Annotated in this window: 17 protein-coding genes and 1 tRNA gene; 12 read left to right on the top strand and 6 right to left on the bottom strand. The window is 41.9% G+C overall.

Annotated features, from left to right (window positions below; genetic code table 11):
- The first annotated feature begins 24 nt into the window (after positions 1-24).
- The 8 genes from NG798_RS17565 (at position 25) to NG798_RS17530 (ending at position 4992) form a co-directional block, all read left to right on the top strand.
- Positions 25-840, top strand: coding sequence for an inositol monophosphatase family protein (locus tag NG798_RS17565; protein ID WP_261224991.1), 816 nt, complete (start codon positions 25-27; stop codon positions 838-840).
- A 160-nt stretch (positions 841-1000) separates the two neighbouring features.
- Complete coding sequence (locus tag NG798_RS17560; RefSeq protein WP_261224990.1) at positions 1001-2071, top strand: J domain-containing protein; 1071 nt, start codon at positions 1001-1003, stop codon at positions 2069-2071.
- Positions 2071-3273: an ATP phosphoribosyltransferase regulatory subunit gene (locus NG798_RS17555; protein ID WP_261224989.1), complete on the top strand. Its 1203-nt coding sequence runs from the start codon at positions 2071-2073 to the stop codon at positions 3271-3273. Before NG798_RS17560 ends, NG798_RS17555 begins: the two co-directional genes overlap by 1 nt.
- 95 nt (positions 3274-3368) lie before the next feature.
- Positions 3369-3593: a ferredoxin family protein gene (locus tag NG798_RS17550; RefSeq protein WP_261224988.1), complete on the top strand. Its 225-nt coding sequence runs from the start codon at positions 3369-3371 to the stop codon at positions 3591-3593.
- Between the two features lie 56 nt (positions 3594-3649).
- A complete protein-coding gene (locus NG798_RS17545) occupies positions 3650-3916 on the top strand; it encodes a hypothetical protein (protein WP_261224987.1) in 267 nt (88 codons plus the stop codon).
- A complete protein-coding gene (locus tag NG798_RS17540) occupies positions 3903-4301 on the top strand; it encodes a DUF6334 family protein (RefSeq protein ID WP_261224986.1) in 399 nt (132 codons plus the stop codon). The genes NG798_RS17545 and NG798_RS17540 overlap by 14 nt, the downstream gene beginning before the upstream one ends.
- A gap of 50 nt (positions 4302-4351) precedes the next feature.
- Positions 4352-4600 carry a type II toxin-antitoxin system MqsA family antitoxin gene (locus NG798_RS17535; RefSeq protein ID WP_261224985.1) on the top strand — a complete coding sequence of 83 codons (249 nt, stop codon included), beginning with the start codon at positions 4352-4354 and terminating at the stop codon, positions 4598-4600.
- 41 nt (positions 4601-4641) lie between these two features.
- Entirely contained in the window at positions 4642-4992 is a 351-nt protein-coding gene (locus NG798_RS17530; protein WP_261224984.1) for a DUF4864 domain-containing protein, read from the top strand.
- Positions 4993-5003: 11 nt separating this feature from the next.
- On the opposite strand, the gene NG798_RS17525 is transcribed toward NG798_RS17530, so the two are convergent.
- The 5 genes from NG798_RS17525 to fraC form a co-directional block, all read right to left on the bottom strand.
- Positions 5004-5687 carry an SAM-dependent methyltransferase gene (locus NG798_RS17525; RefSeq protein ID WP_261224983.1) on the bottom strand — a complete coding sequence of 228 codons (684 nt, stop codon included), beginning with the start codon at positions 5685-5687 and terminating at the stop codon, positions 5004-5006.
- Positions 5688-5802: 115 nt separating this feature from the next.
- A complete protein-coding gene (larE, locus tag NG798_RS17520; protein WP_261224982.1) occupies positions 5803-6615 on the bottom strand; it encodes an ATP-dependent sacrificial sulfur transferase LarE in 813 nt (270 codons plus the stop codon).
- A 114-nt stretch (positions 6616-6729) separates the two neighbouring features.
- Positions 6730-7503 carry an ABC transporter permease gene (locus NG798_RS17515; protein ID WP_261224981.1) on the bottom strand — a complete coding sequence of 258 codons (774 nt, stop codon included), beginning with the start codon at positions 7501-7503 and terminating at the stop codon, positions 6730-6732.
- A 2-nt stretch (positions 7504-7505) separates the two neighbouring features.
- Entirely contained in the window at positions 7506-8618 is a 1113-nt protein-coding gene (locus NG798_RS17510) for a DUF5357 domain-containing protein (RefSeq protein WP_261224980.1), read from the bottom strand.
- 4 nt (positions 8619-8622) lie between these two features.
- Positions 8623-9198 (bottom strand): filament integrity protein FraC, encoded by a 576-nt coding sequence (gene fraC, locus NG798_RS17505; RefSeq protein WP_261224979.1) that lies wholly within the window; start codon positions 9196-9198, stop codon positions 8623-8625.
- Between the two features lie 115 nt (positions 9199-9313).
- Between fraC and NG798_RS17500 the strand changes: the two genes are divergently transcribed.
- The 4 genes from NG798_RS17500 to NG798_RS17485 all read left to right on the top strand — a co-directional run bounded on the left by NG798_RS17500 (position 9314) and on the right by NG798_RS17485 (position 15628).
- Positions 9314-10447 carry a cob(I)yrinic acid a,c-diamide adenosyltransferase gene (locus NG798_RS17500; protein ID WP_261224978.1) on the top strand — a complete coding sequence of 378 codons (1134 nt, stop codon included), beginning with the start codon at positions 9314-9316 and terminating at the stop codon, positions 10445-10447.
- A 70-nt stretch (positions 10448-10517) separates the two neighbouring features.
- The gene (locus NG798_RS17495) at positions 10518-11639 is read left to right on the top strand and encodes an AAA family ATPase (protein WP_261224977.1); all 1122 of its coding nucleotides are present in this window, start codon (positions 10518-10520) and stop codon (positions 11637-11639) included.
- A complete protein-coding gene (locus NG798_RS17490) occupies positions 11636-12319 on the top strand; it encodes a DUF4276 family protein (protein WP_261224976.1) in 684 nt (227 codons plus the stop codon). The genes NG798_RS17495 and NG798_RS17490 overlap by 4 nt, the downstream gene beginning before the upstream one ends.
- A 639-nt stretch (positions 12320-12958) precedes the next feature.
- Positions 12959-15628, top strand: coding sequence for a PAS domain S-box protein (locus NG798_RS17485; protein ID WP_261224975.1), 2670 nt, complete (start codon positions 12959-12961; stop codon positions 15626-15628).
- Between the two features lie 79 nt (positions 15629-15707).
- Here the strand turns inward: NG798_RS17485 and NG798_RS17480 are convergent.
- A tRNA-Cys gene (locus NG798_RS17480) sits at positions 15708-15778 on the bottom strand.
- Positions 15779-15796 lie beyond the last annotated feature (18 nt).

The following is a 15796-nucleotide window of genomic DNA, read 5'->3' as shown; positions in this document are numbered from 1 at the left end:
CAAATAACAAAGGACAAATAACAAATGACAAATGACCAACTTCAGATATTTTTAGACATCGCTACAGAAGCCGCCTTAGCCGCCGGCACAGTTTTGCAAAGTTATCTGGGAAACCTCAAAAATATTCAAGAAAAAGGCCGCCCTGGCGACTTAGTAACCGAAGCCGATAAAGCCTCGGAAAAAGCTATTTTGGAAGTCTTAAACCGGCATCTTCCCCAACACGGTATCCTTACCGAAGAAAGCGGCAGTCTCGGCAACACCACCGGCCCCTATCTTTGGGCCATTGACCCCCTCGATGGTACCACCAATTTTGCCCACCAATACCCTTTTTTCTCGGCTTCTATTGGTTTATTAATTGATGGCATACCGGCAGTAGGAGCAATTTTTGACCCCTTCCATAACGAACTTTTCCGCGCCGCCAAAGGACTAGGCGCCACCCGCAACCGGCAACCTATTAACGTCTCTCAAACCTCTGATCTGGCAAAAAGCCTCCTCGTCACCGGCTTTGCCTACGACCGCCGCGAAACCTCCGATAATAACTATGCGGAATTTTGCCATCTTACCCATCTTACCCAAGGGGTGCGACGCAGCGGCGCGGCTTCGATTGACTTAGCTCATATCGCCTGTGGGCGCCTTGATGGATACTGGGAAAGAGGTTTACAACCTTGGGATGTGGCTGCCGGTGTGATATTGATACAAGAAGCTGGGGGTAAAGTGAGCGCTTATGATGGCAATAAATTTGATATTCATTCTGGCAGAATCTTAGCCACCAATGGACATCTACACAACAGCCTCAGCCAAGCATTATTAGAAACTCCGCCCCTCAATTCTTGGCAATAAGCCTCATTTACCACCAGTGGGACAGCCATATTGGCTGTGATTGCTCGCCGGCGGGACACCCGCGCCACTGGGGAGGGGGTTAGCAAGAGAGTTTTAATGTCAATCAGGCCACAACCAAGATAAATTAGAAACAACCGGCACCGCACTGGAATAGCGTACTATGTCATTTCAACTCAACCGAGGCTTATTTCAACTCGACTTTACCGATCACCACGCCATTTTAGGCGTTCCTGTCACCGCTGAACCCAGCGAGATCCGCAAACGCTATCTAAAAATAGCCCGCAACCTCCACCCAGACACTTGTAAAGCATCCAGCGAAGAAGAAAAAGAACTTGCCAAGCAACTCTTAGCAAAGTTGGTCAGTCCGGCTTATGATAAATTGCAAAATGAGGGGGAACGTACAGAACATTCTATTCTTTTAGGCCAAATGGCAAAGCGCTGTGTCCAAGACCTGAGCAAAGCGCAAATTCAAAGCGAAACTGCTAAACAATTATTGCAGGCGCATGATTATGAAAATTTCTACAAAACTGCCTTAACAAAACTGGCAGAAAATCAATATCAAAACTTATCGCAAACTCTGGATATCATTACACAAATAAGCGAGTTAAATCTTGTTTATTTGATGAGAAAAGAAGGCAAAGGTGCAGTGGTTGGCGCTCAAGCAGCTGCGCCAAAACCCCCAACTCCGGGGGCTGCGCCAGCGGCTCAAAAAGCGGCTCCACCACCACCGCCGCCACCGCCAGTAAAATCCGCTTCCCAGGTTGAGCAATATTATCAAAGGGCTGAACAATGGATGGGAAATAATGATTTTGATAAGGCGATTTTGGAATTAAAAGATGCGCTGAAGATTGAACCGAAAAATAGCCACTGCCATGCTTTGTTGGGGATGGTTTATCTCAAGAAAAAGCAGCAAGCAATGGCAAAGGTTCATATTAATAAAGCGCTGGAATTAAACCCGCAAGAAAAAGTTGCTTTGGATGCTAAGAAAATTATAGAAAAACCGGCCCAAAAAGCGGGTGCGGCTGGAAAAAAAGCCGCTGGTAAATCACCAAGTCTATCAGAACAAGCGGGGGATTTATTCGGTGGATTGTTTGGCGGTGGCAGCCAACCGGCACAAAAAGGCGGCCAGTCTTCGCAGAAAAAAACGCCTCCTAAACCGGGAAATAAACCAGAGAATCCGGGCGGTGGTATATTTGGTGGGTTGTTTGGAGGTGGCGGGAAAAAGAAATAATGGTTTATCAACCCCCTACAGGTGCTAGAGATTTATTGCCGGTTGATGTTGCTCAAAAATATTGGATTGAGGAGCGGCTGAGAACGGTTTTTCGCCGGTGGGGCTACCACCAGATTATTACTTCAACTTTGGAACGGTTGGAGACTCTGACGGCTGGGGGGGCTGTTCAGCCCTCTGCTGTGATTCAATTGCAGGATAAGGATGAGGTGCTGGGGTTGCGCCCGGAGTTGACGGCTTCGATTGCTCGTGCTGCGGTGACGCGGATGGTAGGGTCATCTCAGCCGCAGAGGTTATACTATGTGGCGAATGTGTTTCGCAGGGCTAGTGAGGGCGTTCACGGCGGGCAACAAGAGTTTTTTCAGGCTGGGGTTGAGTTGCTTGGTGCCGGTGGTTTGATGGCGGATGCGGAGGTTTTGCTTTTGCTGTCAGACTGTTTGCAGCTTTTGGGGTTAAGCCGGTGGCGGTTGCTTTTGGGTGAGGCCGGTTTGATGCGTTCGCTTTTGGCTGAGTTTCCGCCGGCTTTGCAAGATAGAGTTCGTTATGCTATTGCTCACCTTGACCGGCTCAGCCTGGAGATGTTGCCTCTTTCGCCTGAGTTGCGTTCACGGGCTTTGTTTTTGTTTGATCTGCGAGGACGTCCGGCGGATGTTTTGCAGCGAGTTAGTAATTTGGAATTGAATGCACATCAGCGGGAAATTGTCAATAGGTTAAAATCTTTGGTGGAGTTGTTGGCTGAGTGTTCGCCACAGTTGCCGGTGATTTTGGATTTGAGTTTGTTGCAGACTTTTGATTATTACACCGGCCTGGTTTTTGAGGTTGTGACGGATACAGGTAATTGTGTTTTGGGGCAAGGCGGAAGGTATGATCAGTTGTTGGGTTTGTATCACCCTCAAGGTGAAGATGTGCCTGGAATTGGGTTTTGTTTGAATATTGAGGAGTTACAGGGGTGTTTGTTGCCGTCTGGGGTGTTGCCACAGGAGACGGTGCCTTGTGATTGGTTGGTGGTGCCGGTGGATGGTGCCTCGCAGGCGTTTGTTTACGCGCAAAAATTGCGTGCTTCTGGGGATTTGGTGCGTGTGGAGGTGGATTTTGGGATGCGGGAAACGCGGGATGCTGTACGCGAATATGCGCGGGAACGGCGAATTAAAAACATTGCTTGGGTGAAGGATGACGGGGAGGCGGAAATTGAGAGCGTGAATTAGAGATAATGAAGTTATGTAAAGATGCTAGGGGCCGGTAATTTTGATGAGAAATTGCCGGTGGTTTTTAGCGCGATGTTTTGAGAGGAGAGAAGACTATGCCGCATACAATTGTTACGAATGTTTGTGAGGGGGTTGCTGATTGCGTAGAGGCTTGTCCGGTTGCTTGCATCCATGAAGGGCCAGGAAAAAATACGAAGGGTACTGATTATTATTGGATTGATTTTGCAACTTGTATCGACTGTGGAATTTGTTTGAATGTTTGTCCGGTGGAAGGGGCAATTCTTCCTGAAGAAAGACCTGAGTTGCAAATGACTCCTTAGTGAAAAAAAGCCTCCCTTTTTGGGGGGTTTTTAAGTTTTATATAAAAGTTAAATCAATGAATGAGGAAGAAGGAATTGCACTTACACGAGATGCAGAAAGGAAGCTAGGTAATCTTGTTAATATAAAAGATGAGATTATTGCGGATGCTATTCGACAACGGGGGGGCGGGCAAGGTCAAGTTTCACAACTGCGAAGCGATTACCAAAATCTTAGAGTCGGTGAAATTGCTAATTTGGCGGCTGAGGGTGATGAAGATGCAATAACTGCGATTAAAATTCTAAAACAAGCAAGGAAAAAACGTGAAAAATATGGCAATCAATGAATTTCCGATAGGGGAACCTCTAAAAGCTGTATCAATTGTTGAATATAAAGAAGATGGCGGCGATAATTTATGCTTGGATAAAGTTCAACTCTTTTTTGAAAAGACATCTGTTACTCTCTTACCTCTTGCTGATAGCGATGAGATAGAGATTATTCAGGAACACTTAGCTTATTTTGAACCGGCAGTAACTCCCTCTTGGTGTAGGAATTTTTTGGGTAAAAAACTGATGACTGTGTGGGTATGTAAAAATGACCAAGGTTATCAAGATCAAGTTATTTTTGCTTTTGAATATCTGCGTCCTAGTTTGAGTTTTATTGCTGAATGTTCATCTATTTTGGTGTTTCAATGTCAGCCGATTAAACAGGAAGTTTTGCAAGTTGGATAAAACTATGAAAAGTCAATAATTTATAGATCCTAGAACTAGAGGCTAAATTTATGCAAGAAGTGAAATGTAATTTTTGTGGAACTAACTGTTATGAAGAACGAATTATCGAATACCTTTACAGCTATGAAGGTAAATATTTGCTTGTTCCGAATATGCCGGTGGAGGTTTGTCTCGACTGCGGTATGATTTATTATCCAGCTAGTGTTCTTAAAGAAATTGAAAAACTTTTTTTTGCAATTCACAACAACAAAGAAAAACCCGACTCCTACCTGCAAATTCCCATGAAAACTCTTAGTTAGCTGAAGGTTTGATTAACTCTTATACAAGTTTAAATACAATTATGCAGATTACTGAAAATGATCGCAGTGAGATCCGTTCAATAATTGAAAGTCAATTAATCGCTTTTCAAAATGATGATGCGGAAGCTGCTTTTGCTTTTGCCAGTCCGGGGATACAGGCACAATTTAAAACACCGGCCCTTTTTATGCAAATGGTAAAAACGGCTTATAAAGCTGTTTACCGGCCCCGTTCTGTCATTTTTGAAGAAATGACGATTTTGCAAGGGTTGCCGGCTCAACCAGTGCTATTAATGAGTGCAGGAGGTGTGCCGGTGAGGGCGCTTTATATGATGGAAAAACAAGCCGATAACAGTTGGAGAATTAACGGCTATTTTTTGGTGCCGGTGGAATAGAAAAGAATTTTTTAAGCCGGCCGGCAAACTAACATTTGATTGCCATTTTTTTGAAATTCATAAGGTACAAACCTTTTCTCAACTTGATAACCTCGTGCTTTTAATTCTTGCATGGCCGGTTCTACCATTGGGGAGGGTTCATTGTTGATTTTCAACAAAGGAAAAATCCGCACTTCTGCTGCAACTCTGCACAATTCCAAAATTGAGGCAATATGAAACTCTTGCGAGAAAAAATCCGAATAGGAAAATAGAAAATGTCCGCACAAAGCTAAATCAAATTGTTGATTGTTGAAAGGCAAAACCGGCAACTCTGCGGGAATATACCGGCCTTGTTCTATTCCCACCGGCAAATCTTCTAAAAATTGCCGCATTGCCATCATTCTAATTTCTCCTAGATGGGCCGGTGATTTTACATCTTTCCACACATAATTTTCTTTATTTGCCTCAACACCTTCGATAACAGTTGGGTAGGTTTCTTCAATACGTTGGGCAATTTCTGCCGTAGAAAATTGATAAATTGGGTCGCAAGAAATAACTCTATAACCTAACCTTGTCCTTTCACAATTAAAACTGGCAGGCCCACCGGCACAATCTAAAATAGACAACTGCCGGTCTGCGGAAGATAAATCAAACATTCGGAGATATTCTTCCAACCTGCGACCCCAAGGAATGACATTTTGTAATTGAAGTCCCATAAATTTTTTCTGCTTTTATGTATTTTTTTAAAAGCCGGTTTTTGTAGGGCTTAACCCCCAGTGGCGCGGGCATCTTGCCCGCGATTAAACATTACCCGCCCAATCCAGATTTTTCTTAAGCCATTAAACTTAAAACTTGATTAAGTTTACCACTGCGGTAGCCTTCCAAATCCAGCGTCACATACATAAAACCGAAGTCTTGAAAAGCCGCAACCAAAACCGGCAACTCAGTAGTTAACACAAACTGCTTAATTTCTTCTGCCGGCAATTCAATTTTTGCGGTATCTTTTTCTGAACGAACCCGCAAATTTTTCAATCCTAATTGACGCAGATACCTTTCTGCACGTCCGACTCTTTGTAACTTAGCAACCGTAATTTCTTCACCATAAGGAAAACGCGAACTCAGACAAGGTTGGGCCGGTTTATCCCACCAAGGTAAACCTAACTCTTTTGCCAACTGTCTTACTTCAGCTTTACTAACACCAACCTCAGCCAAAGGAGAACGAGCACCGCGTTCTTTTGCCGCTTGAATACCGGGCCGGTAATCGTGTAAATCATCAGCATTTACCCCATCCACAACATAAGGATATCCCCGTTCAATTGCCAGAGGTTTAAGCGTATCGTGCAACTCACTCTTGCAGAAATAACAACGATTAACCGGATTAGAAGTATAATTTGGATTATTCATTTCATGGGTTTCTACCTCCTCATGTAAAATCCCAATTTCTGCTGCTTGAATGCGCGCATCTTCCAAATCTTCAGGCAATAAAGAAGGAGAAACAGCAGTAATTGCCAAAGCACGACTACCTAAAACATCATAAGCAACTTTTGCCACCAAAGTGCTATCAATGCCCCCCGAATAAGCAATCAAAGCCCGATCCATCTCAGCAAAAATCCCTCTTAAGCGAACCAACTTCTCATTCAGCATAAAACCCCATCAAACAAAAAAACAACCCATTTACAACATTACTACATCTGCATTCATCTGTAAACCAGACATCCTCCCTGCGTTTATCTGCGTTTATCTGCGGTTAAAAAACTCCTAAAACTGCCGTCTTGAAAAAATTAAATTAGCAAAAGCCAACAACAAAACCACATAAATCAAAGCATAAAAAGCATTCAAAAACAAATCAGTAACCGGCGGCAAAATCCCATAAACAGCAAGATTTTTCAAATCCAACCGGCCCAAATCAGGCAAAACTAAATACAATGCTTGAGTAACATTTTTGATATTGCTATTTTTGCTAATTTCCCCCAATTGTAATAAATCCTTACTAAGGTGTCCCATCACATACACAGCAGAGGTGAGTAAAGTAGCCAAAAGCGTATTAGTAAAAGCCCCAAAAAATAAAGCCACCGCCGCTAAAAGAGACAATTCAAAAAACAGAAAAACAATCGCCAGTAAAATACTGCCAAAGGAAAATTGTACTTGTCTCAGAATCAGCAAAGCAAAATAAATGGCACTCATCGCCACTAACATCAACCCCAAGACAGCCGATAAACCTAAATGCTTGCCAAGCAAAAATTCTGTGCGGCTGATCGGCTTAGCAATTAACACTAAAATCGTGCGTTTTTCGATTTCCTTGTTAATCAGGGATGTTCCTATAAAAACAATAACAACTAAACCAAGGATTCCCATTAAACCCAAACCAAAATCTATAAAAATTTTATTTTCCGTTCCTACAGAAATTTCTTTTAAAAGGGGGAAGCTAACCAGTAAGACAATCCCATAAAAGAGGATGATATAGAGAACTCGCTGGCGAATGAGTTCGGAAAAGACATTTTTAGCTATCGTTAAAACTCGATTGATATTCACGGCTAATCTCCTAAAACATTGCGACTATTTACTAATTGATTTGGTGAGGTTTCCTTGGGTTTTAATTCTGGCGCTGAACAACTTACCTCACCAACAGAAACTTGTTTCATTTGAGCTTGTTTCTGGCCGGCAGGCGGTGTTACTATACGATAAATTTCCTCCAGTCTGCAAATTTTTTCAATTTCATACCCCCAGGCGGAGGAACTCGGCCCACGCCATAGGGCTTGTAATTTTAGGGTATATTCTAATTGTCCGATTTTCCGGTCGGCTCTGATATACCAAAAAACATCTTCTTCTAAGTCTGGAGTCGTTAGTTGTTGATTTTTTAAAAGCGTTTTTTTCACCTCTAGCCAAGGTTTGCCGGTGAGTTGTTCTCCTGTTTGGGGGTTATTTCCTTTAAGCTCTTTTTCTAATTTGGCAAACACTTCTTGTCCTTTTGCTAAAGGTTCTCCATCCGCTGCGTTTTTCAAAAAAGTGCCTAGCGAATTGAGCATATTTTCTCCCCGTGCTGCATTATTTGATAAGGGGTTCACTTCCACGAAACTCACAAACCCGCTGCGATCAAAGTTATCCCCTCGCAGACTGGGATATTCTTTTAACCAATCTTGAATCATAAAATGAAAGTTTAACCAGCAACTTATGGTAAGATGTAGTAAAATTAAAATTATAATTTTAGGCGGATCTAAAAGAGATTTATACTTAACAGAAGCCGGATAAAGCCGGTGTAATACAGCAATAGTTGCAGAAAATATCGGCCAACACACATAGGGTAAAGGCTCATATAAAATCGAGACTCTTTCAAATAAGAACCCAAAAATAAAGATACACACCACCGCCCCAGTCAGCCATGCTCCTAATAAAAAATTGGCGAAAGAAGTAGAATTTTCGACTGTCCACCAATCCAAACTTAAAACTAAAAAAATCCAGCCCCATAACGTTAAAAGCTCTCGAACAAAAGGACTATAAGTATTATTGCTTCCTTGAGAGAAAAGAAAAGACATGAAAGCCATAAACCAAGAAAACAAGCTAATTATAAATAATGTTTGCCACGAAAAAGGACGCGGCGGTTTGACACGGGTTAAAACTTGTTTGATAAATTCAAGAATTCCTTTCATATTTTTAGCTCAGGATATTTCGTAAAAATAACAGCAGTAAAATAGTGGTATGACTGGTTGCATGACCCCATAATATTGCAATAGCTTGCCGGCGTCCTAACAAAATTTTTTGGCTCTTGCTTTTTTGTTTGAGAGTCTTGCTTTTGATGCCGGTCATTGATAAAATAGGCTCGGCAAGGCTCAAGGGAGTGCCTGGTTGAAAATCATCTCTGACGAGTTCTGGTTTGAGTAAATAACGCAAAATTTCTAAAAGGCGAATTTTGACAAACAAAGAAACAAAAAAACTTATAACTGCTGCAACCACTAACCACAACACAGGCTGGAAGTCGCTGGGATAGAAAAACTTGTTAAAAAAAATATAACTGATAATTTGTGCTTTTAAATCCCTACTAAGCAAGGGAACAAAAAGAAAAAAAACAACCCAGCCAAAAATCGCTGCAAATAAATTCATAGCTGCCGAATATTCAACGCTTTTTTTGCGGCCAATTTTTAAGCGCCAGTACAAAATTGACGCTTCGATGGCGATGACAATTAGTAAAAAAAAAGCTTGAAACAAGATAGCGCGTAAAGGTATGAGCATTTGTGCTTTAAACGGTTAAATAAATAGGCAGATTTTGTTTTTTTGTGTGGGGAGCTACATACAAAGGTACAATACCTTAAGAAAATTGAAAGCGCACCTAAACACAGTTGAAACCATGAGCAGGATAGGGATTGGCATTCGCACCGCTGTTGTCCGTCAGGAGCGGATCGTCGGTCAAATTCACGTTTATGATGGAGCAGGCAAGGGCAAGTCCCAAGCGGCTTTAGGCGTGGTTTTGCGCTCCATTGGCTTAGGGATAAATACAGAACAGCCTACGCGAGTCCTGCTGTTGCGGTTTCTCAAAGGGCCCGAACGGGATTACGATGAGGATGGCGCAATTGAGGCTTTACAGCGCGGTTTTCCGCATTTGATCGACCAGGTACGCACCGGCAGAGCAGAATTTTTTGGCCCAGATGAAATTACTCGGTTTGATCGCTTAGAAGCTCAACGCGGTTGGGATGTCGCCAAAGGTGCCATCGCCTCTGGTTTGTACTCGGTGGTGGTTTTAGATGAATTAAACCCCGTTCTCGACTTGGGATTGTTGCCGGTTGAGGAGGTCATTCATACTCTCCAGCATAAACCAGAGCATCTCGAAATTATTGCCACAGGCCGGTCTGCTCCCCCGGCGTTGTTAGAAATTGCCGATTTGCATTCAGAAATGAAGCCGCATTATCACGAACTTTCTCAACACAATGGTCTGGAGGGAATAGAGATATATACCGGCGCCGGCAAAGGCAAATCAACCAGCGCTTTAGGCAAAGGTTTACAAGCCATTGGACGCGGAATTAGTCAAGATAAATCTCACCGAGTTTTAATTATGCAATGGCTAAAAGGTGGGAGTGGATATACAGAAGATGCAGCCATTGCAGCCTTGCAACAAATTTATCCGAATTTAGTTGATCATCACCGTTGCGGACGTGATGCAATTGTCTGGCGTGGTCAACAGCAAGAACTAGATTATGTAGAGGCTGAGCGTGGTTGGGAAATTGCCAGAGCGTCGATAGCATCAGGGTTGTATAAGACGATTATATTAGATGAATTGAATCCGACAGTGGATTTAGAATTGCTGCCTGTAGAACCCATTGTTGAAGCCTTGTTACGGAAACCTCGTGATACCGAAATTGTGATTACAGGCCGGTGTGTAAAAATTCCTGCTTATTTTGATTTGGCAAGTGTGCATTCTGAGGTTTATTGTCATAAACACTATGCAAATCACGGCGTAGAATTGAAACGCGGTGTAGATTTTTAACGTAATTTATAATAGGCTTTTTAAAAAACCTGGTCTTTTTGAGAAACAGGATTTTTAGAAAATCGTTTTTTTGGACTATAAAATAACTATGCTGAAAAGAATTAAAATAAAAGGTTACAAATCAATTAAAGAACTTGACTTAGTTTTATCACCAATCAATGTTTTAATAGGGGCAAATGGAGCCGGTAAATCTAACTTTATTTCTTTTTTTAAATTACTCCGTTGGATGATACAAAACCCCGGACAATTACAAATATTTATAGGTCAATCTGGAGGAGCAAATGCTCTTTTGTTTGATGGTGCAGCAATCACTCCCCAAATTCAAGTAGAATTGAAGTTTGAAACAGATGTCGGTAAAAATGATTATTTTTTTAGGCTTTTTCATGGAGCAGCCGATACCTTTATTTTTGCTGAGGAAAAATATCGTTTTTCTCGTTCAACTTTTCCGACTTTAGCATCTTGGCAATCGTTAGATGCAGGTCATAAAGAAGCAGCATTAATTAATCAAGCAAATTTAGGAGATTCTACTGCTAAAATAATTTTTAAATTAATTCAAAATTGTGCAGTTTATCAGTTTCATAACACTTCAGAAACGGCTCGAATTAGGCAAAGATGGAATACAGACGATAATCGTTATTTACGAGAGGATGGAGCAAATTTAGCACCATTACTTTTAAGGTTAAGAGAAACAGAACCTATTTATTACCAAAGAATAGTAGAAACTCTCAGACAAATTGCTCCCTTTTTCCTTGAATTTGTTTTAGAGCCTATAAATTATTCTGTAATTATACAATGGAAAGAAAATAATACCGACTTAATTTTTAGCTCGCATCAAGCCTCAGATGGTACATTAAGAACGATGGCATTAGTGACTCTTTTATTACAACCAGAAAGCGATTTACCTGATGTCTTGATTTTGGATGAGCCAGAATTAGGGTTACATCCTTATGCCATTAATATTCTTGGTGGTTTGATTAAAAGTATCTCTCATCATACACAAGTCATTTTAGCAACTCAATCTACCTTGTTAATTGATTGTTTTGAACCGGAAGATATTATTGTCGTTGAAAGAAAAAATCGTGAATCTACTTTGAAACGGTTAGATTCAGACACTCTTCAAGATTGGTTAGAAGAATATTCCCTCTCTGAATTATGGAATAAAAATATTATTGGAGGAAGACCTAGCAAATGATTCGTTTACATATTATTGCTGAAGGCCAAACAGAAGAAGAATTTGTAAACTCCGTTTTAGCTCAACATTTAGCTGATTTTAACGTGCTTACTGATGTCCATTGTGTTACAACTAAACGGACTAAAACCCGCGTCTATCGAGGTGGATTAGTTAATTATGAAAAAACTAAAAACGATATATTGATTTGGCTAAAAGAGGACAAAGCTAAAGAGGTAAGATTGACAACTATGCTTGATTTATATGCTTTACCAAATGAATTCCCTCAATTTGATGAAGCAAAAAAAATATCTGATCCATATCAAAGAGTTACACAATTAGAAATGGCTTTTGCTAACGATATTAATGATTATCGTTTTATTCCTTATATTCAACTCCATGAATTTGAAGCCTTGATTCTAAGTAATCCAAATCTATTAATAGAAAGGTTCCCCGAATATTCAATAAATATAGAGCAATTATCGGAATTTTGTAACAACTATACATCTCCCGAATTAATCAATGATGGAATAACAACTGCACCTTCTAAGCGAATTATTGAATTTATTCCCAGTTATAAAGGTGCAAAAGTTTCTGTAGCACCTTTAATGGCTCAAAAAATTGGTTTAGAAACCATTAGAAGTAAATGTCGTCATTTTAATGAATGGCTGATTAGTTTAGAAAACTTAAATAAAGCGATATAAGATAAAACTTTTATATAGCATTTTCCAATGAAGCATAAAAAAGCATTATATTTTTTGATATCAGCAAAAGAGAACAACTTGAAATCAACTAAAAGCTTAAACAATCGTTCACTTGATAATGGTAAAGTTTTTACAGAAGCGGTAACCCCGTCTAAGTAAGCTTTTCAATGATAACCAAACTGCTTCGATAGGATTTTCTTGACTGAGCATAAGGAGCAAATAAATATAGCGGTTTTCATATTGGTGAGGTACGTTCCGGAACGGGCTGGCACGGGGGCACCGCCCCTACAATAATCGGGGGTGTACTTCATCTGCCTGAAAAGGCTATATATCAGAAGGGTGTCTTTCTAAAAAGAAATCGGCAACATATAAACCATCAGAGTACATCAGCACTTCCATAAAAAGGAGAGTTTATCTTGACAATAACTCCAAGAGGAGGTGAAAATCATTCTACCGCAAGAGCCGGTCTTACCCACCGACCACCCCAACAACCATAAGACTACCCTCGTCTACTAAACACTCAATATTATTTCCAAAAATCTACTTTTCGAGCGGTGCGCCTTTGAATTGCTATCCACTAGAGATAGATTGCTGGCCTCTTCCCACAAGTATTAAAAGTCGCTCAATCAAACACGATCCATGAAAATAAACATCGTCTCTGGCAATTGGGAAAAGTGGACGAATGCCCCCACCGGCCAATCGCCCTCTTTCTTCCGCTGGCTTCCCCTCTTGGTAGGCGCTGGAACCCTTTTAGCCACGTTAGGGCTTTGGCAAGTAGCAAAGCAACAGGTACGCAGCCAAATTGACGGGAAAGTTCAGATCGCAGCGGAGGCTGTCAGAAACGAAGTTCGTGGCCGTCTGGCTACCCGAATTGACGCACTCCAACAACTCAGCAGTTCCTTGGCTAAGTACGATCAACTCAGCGCCTCCGAATGGCAGTTAGCAGCAAAAACTTACTTAAATTTTTATCCCAATTGCCAGACTTTGCAGTGGGTAAGCACCGAGTTTGAACCGCGCTGGACAACATCGCGGCCTGAAATTGAGGCACCCCAAACCCAAGCCCATCAGCAAGTTCTCGCCCCCAAGCCGTCAAAGTGGCGAGATATTATTGTAGTCCCCTCCCTCTCCGCCGAAGGCAGCAGGGAGTTGTGGGCCTATGTGCCGGTACTCCGCAATAATCGTTTGGAAGGGTTCGTCTTCGCCAGCTTTCGCACCGAAGGACTATTCAAAACAATTTTGAATACGCAAATTCTCCCCGACTATCGGTTGAGCGTGTTTGAGGGTCAAACCAAAATTTACAGCCGCGACGAAGCCAATAGCCAAAACGCAGAGATTTGGGGCCAGGAAGAGTCTTTTCCTCTTGACGGTATTACGTTGCGAGTGCGCGTCTGGCCTTCTGCTGAGTTGCTCGCAGATGAACAATCATCAGTTCCCGAATTGGTACTGCTGGCCGGTTCGGTAGTGGCTGGGTGTCTGACGCTGGCGGTTTATCAAGCGCAAAAGGCACAAGCCAAAACAAAACAAGTCGAGGCGATGAATTGGGCTTTAAACACAGAAATTTCTGAGCGAAAAGAAGTGGAGGCGGCGCTGCAACAACACAACCAAATGATTGACTTGGCAAACGATTCTATTATGATTCGCTCCCTAGATGATGTGATTATTTACTGGAATCAGGGGGCAGAAAAGCTTTACGGTTTCACTAAACAAGAAACCATCGGCAAGTATATCCACAGTTTTTTAGAGACAGTATTTCCCCAGCCCCTCGAAGAAATTTTAAAAAGATTTTTGCAACAGGGCTTCTGGCAAGGGGAATTGATTCACACTCTGCGCGATGGCGGGAAAATTACAGTGGCGAGCCGGTGGACGCTGCTGCGCGATGAGGCCGGTCAGCCTTCGGCAATTTTGGAAATTAATAATGATATTACCGAGCAAAAACAATCACAAGAAGCTTTACAGCAAAGCGAGGATCGTTTTCGTCGTGCGGTTTTATACGCTCCTTTTCCGCTGATCGTTCATGCCGAAGATGGAGAAGTTATCGCCCTTAACCAAACTTGGACAGAGTTGAGCGGTTACACCCTAGAAGATATCCCAACAATAGCTGACTGGACACAAAAAGCCTACGGGGAAAGAAAAAACTCTGTGTACGATTATATTGACAAACTTTACAGCCTCGCTGGTAGGGTGGAAGAGGGGGAATATGAAATTAGGACAGCCAGCGGGAATATCAAAATTTGGGAGTTTAGTTCCGCGCCTTTAGGGGAACTACCGGATGGCCGGCGTCTGGTGATGAGCATGGCTGCCGATATTACGGAACGCAAACAGGCTCAGGAGGTGATGCGCCAGTCGGAAGCACAGATCAGAGAAAAAGCTATGGAACTAGAGAAAGCTTTGCAAGAGCTACAACGCACCCAAGCCCAGTTAATTCAAAGTGAAAAAATGTCTTCTCTTGGTCAACTTGTGGCGGGGGTGGCGCACGAAATTAATAATCCGGTTAATTTTATTTTTGGTAATTTGGTTCATACTAAAGAATATACTCAAAATATTTTGAGATTGTTGCAAATGTATGAGGAAAAATACCCTAATCCAGGGCAAGAAATAGAGTTTAAAATTGAAGATATAGATTTGGAGTTTTTGAAAGAAGATTTGCCAAAAATGCTGGATTCAATGAATGTGGGCGCAGATCGTATCCGTGAAATTGTTGCTAGTTTGAGGAACTTTTCACGGATTGATGAGGCGGAAATGAAAGAGGCTGATATTCATTCTGGCATTGAAAGCACTTTAATGATTTTGCAAAACAGGATAAAAGCAAAACCGGAACATTTTCCTATTGAAATCCTCAAAGAATATGGAAATCTGCCTTTGGTTGAATGCTATCCGGGGCAGCTTAACCAGGTGTTTATGAATATTCTTACAAATGCGATTGATGCTTTAGACGATTTCAACAGCCACCGCTCAAAAGAAGTAATTAAAGCCAATCCTCCTACGATTACTATTCAGACGGCGCTGCATATTGGCACAATTGAAAGTGATTGTAAAACTGATAATCAAGTTGTTGAGCCTAACTGTCAATTTGTTCGCATTGAAATCGCGGATAATGGTGCGGGGATGAGGGAATCTGTGCGGCAAAAACTTTTTGATCCGTTTTATACAACAAAGCCGGTGGGTAAGGGTACTGGTTTGGGGCTGGCAATTAGCTATCAAATTGTTGTGGAAAAACACAAGGGTAGTTTGCGCTGTATTTCTGCACCAAATCAGGGGGCGAAGTTTGTGATTGATATTCCGCTACGACACGCCAATTTTGTTAGCTAGGGGGTTTGGCAGTAGTGGCTAGAGACTATAGACGTTCCAGCGGAACGTCTCTACTTAGATTTGGAAGTTTTTGCTTAAAAGGCGGCACCCAGATTTGAACTGGGGGTGAAGGTTTTGCAGACCTCTGCCTTACCACTTGGCTATGCCGCCGGCCTTGTTTTTAACAGC

The organism is Ancylothrix sp. D3o, assembly GCF_025370775.1.
Classification (GTDB): domain Bacteria; phylum Cyanobacteriota; class Cyanobacteriia; order Cyanobacteriales; family Oscillatoriaceae; genus Ancylothrix.
This window is presented reverse-complemented; position numbering and strand designations above follow the sequence as displayed.

Excerpts from the sequence above, each read along its gene's own strand:
- NG798_RS17565 (WP_261224991.1), top strand. The coding sequence starts at position 25 with ATGACAAATGACCAACTTCAGATATTTTTAGACATCGCTACAGAAGCC.
- NG798_RS17560 (WP_261224990.1), top strand. The coding sequence starts at position 1,001 with ATGTCATTTCAACTCAACCGAGGCTTATTTCAACTCGACTTTACCGAT.
- NG798_RS17555 (WP_261224989.1), top strand. The coding sequence starts at position 2,071 with ATGGTTTATCAACCCCCTACAGGTGCTAGAGATTTATTGCCGGTTGAT.
- NG798_RS17550 (WP_261224988.1), top strand. The coding sequence starts at position 3,369 with ATGCCGCATACAATTGTTACGAATGTTTGTGAGGGGGTTGCTGATTGC.
- NG798_RS17545 (WP_261224987.1), top strand. The coding sequence starts at position 3,650 with ATGAATGAGGAAGAAGGAATTGCACTTACACGAGATGCAGAAAGGAAG.
- NG798_RS17540 (WP_261224986.1), top strand. The coding sequence starts at position 3,903 with ATGGCAATCAATGAATTTCCGATAGGGGAACCTCTAAAAGCTGTATCA.
- NG798_RS17535 (WP_261224985.1), top strand. The coding sequence starts at position 4,352 with ATGCAAGAAGTGAAATGTAATTTTTGTGGAACTAACTGTTATGAAGAA.
- NG798_RS17530 (WP_261224984.1), top strand. The coding sequence starts at position 4,642 with ATGCAGATTACTGAAAATGATCGCAGTGAGATCCGTTCAATAATTGAA.
- NG798_RS17525 (WP_261224983.1), bottom strand. The coding sequence starts at position 5,687 with ATGGGACTTCAATTACAAAATGTCATTCCTTGGGGTCGCAGGTTGGAA.
- larE (WP_261224982.1), bottom strand. The coding sequence starts at position 6,615 with ATGCTGAATGAGAAGTTGGTTCGCTTAAGAGGGATTTTTGCTGAGATG.
- NG798_RS17510 (WP_261224980.1), bottom strand. The coding sequence starts at position 8,618 with ATGAAAGGAATTCTTGAATTTATCAAACAAGTTTTAACCCGTGTCAAA.
- fraC (WP_261224979.1), bottom strand. The coding sequence starts at position 9,198 with ATGCTCATACCTTTACGCGCTATCTTGTTTCAAGCTTTTTTTTTACTA.
- NG798_RS17500 (WP_261224978.1), top strand. The coding sequence starts at position 9,314 with ATGAGCAGGATAGGGATTGGCATTCGCACCGCTGTTGTCCGTCAGGAG.
- NG798_RS17490 (WP_261224976.1), top strand. The coding sequence starts at position 11,636 with ATGATTCGTTTACATATTATTGCTGAAGGCCAAACAGAAGAAGAATTT.
- NG798_RS17485 (WP_261224975.1), top strand. The coding sequence starts at position 12,959 with ATGAAAATAAACATCGTCTCTGGCAATTGGGAAAAGTGGACGAATGCC.